Consider the following 1,260-nt stretch of genomic DNA (forward strand, 5'->3'; position numbering starts at 1 on the left):
TWATTATTTACCTCCATATATTAAAAATATACCTAATTTTAGGTATATTTTATAAATATCAAGAGTTTTCGACAAAATTAAAGAAATATTTTAATTTTTTTAAAAAATAGTTGCATTTATTTTAAATGATGTTATCATTTTATTAATAAGAGCTTTGGAAAAACGTGTTTGAAATTACAATTTGCATTTTTTGAAATTTGAGATTGTTGAGTTGATAAAAAGAAAGTTCGAATACAATTTTCAACAAATAAAGAAGCAACAGAAAGTTATTTTGCTAATTGAATTAACCAAAAAAAAGATAATTTATACCAAAGTATTAAAAAAATTAAAAGTTATGATGCTGATTTTAATTTCATAATACCTAATTTTGAAATTCCAACAACAATAATTGCAAAAAATAGTTTAAATACGGAAATTGAACAATTAGAAAAACAATTAAATGAAATTGCAAAAGAAAAATATAAATTATTATTACAAACAATTGATAATACTGTTTTTCGATTCAAAGAAACAAGTATTAATAATAATTTAACAATCAAAGAAATTATTATTAATGATGAAAAAATAACACTTGAACTAATACGAAATAAATTAAATAAATTTTTACAAGAATATGAAAATAGCTTACTAATTTTTATTAATTCAACCTTAAAATATGGATTCATTAGTTTTACTAAAAAACATCAAAGTAAAATCAATCTTAATAACTTTTTACAAACCAATAAAAATGCCTTTGCAATATCTGGCGGCGGAACAGCTTTATTTATTAGTTTTACTTTTCAAAATGATATTAAACCATTTTTAGATCTTTTAATAGCAAGAGTCAAACAAACAGAAATGGATTAAAAAGATGATATATAATATCATATTTTTGTATGAAACAATTTGTTTATTAAATTTTTTAATAATTAGTATCTTTTATTAAAATTATTTATATATTTAATTCTTTCCATAATACTTAATATTAATTATTTTGTTATATATAAAAATAATTATAAATGGTAAATAAATCAAAAAGTGTATTAATTTAATTAAAATAATTTTCACAATAAGTAAGATAGTATTTTATAAACTATGAAAAAATCTGTTAAGAATAGACTTCTTGCATAACCTATTAAAATAATTGTAAATATTTTTAAAAAGATACTAATAGCCTTTAATTTTGTCGAAAACTCTTGATATTTATAAAATATACCTAAAATTAGGTATATTTTTAATATATGGAGGTAAATAATTAATGAAAAAAATAATTACAGAATT

Annotated in this window: 1 protein-coding gene; it reads left to right on the top strand. The window is 18.1% G+C overall.

Going from position 1 to position 1,260, the window contains the following annotated elements:
• Positions 1–168: 168 nt before the first annotated feature.
• Complete coding sequence (locus EHV01_RS05740) at positions 169–846, top strand: hypothetical protein (protein WP_422066624.1); 678 nt, start codon at positions 169–171, stop codon at positions 844–846.
• The last annotated feature ends 414 nt before the right edge of the window (positions 847–1,260 follow it).

This window comes from Spiroplasma sp. hy2, assembly GCF_044714365.1.
Taxonomy (GTDB): Bacteria; Bacillota_I; Bacilli_A; order Mycoplasmatales; family Mycoplasmataceae; genus Spiroplasma; species Spiroplasma phoeniceum.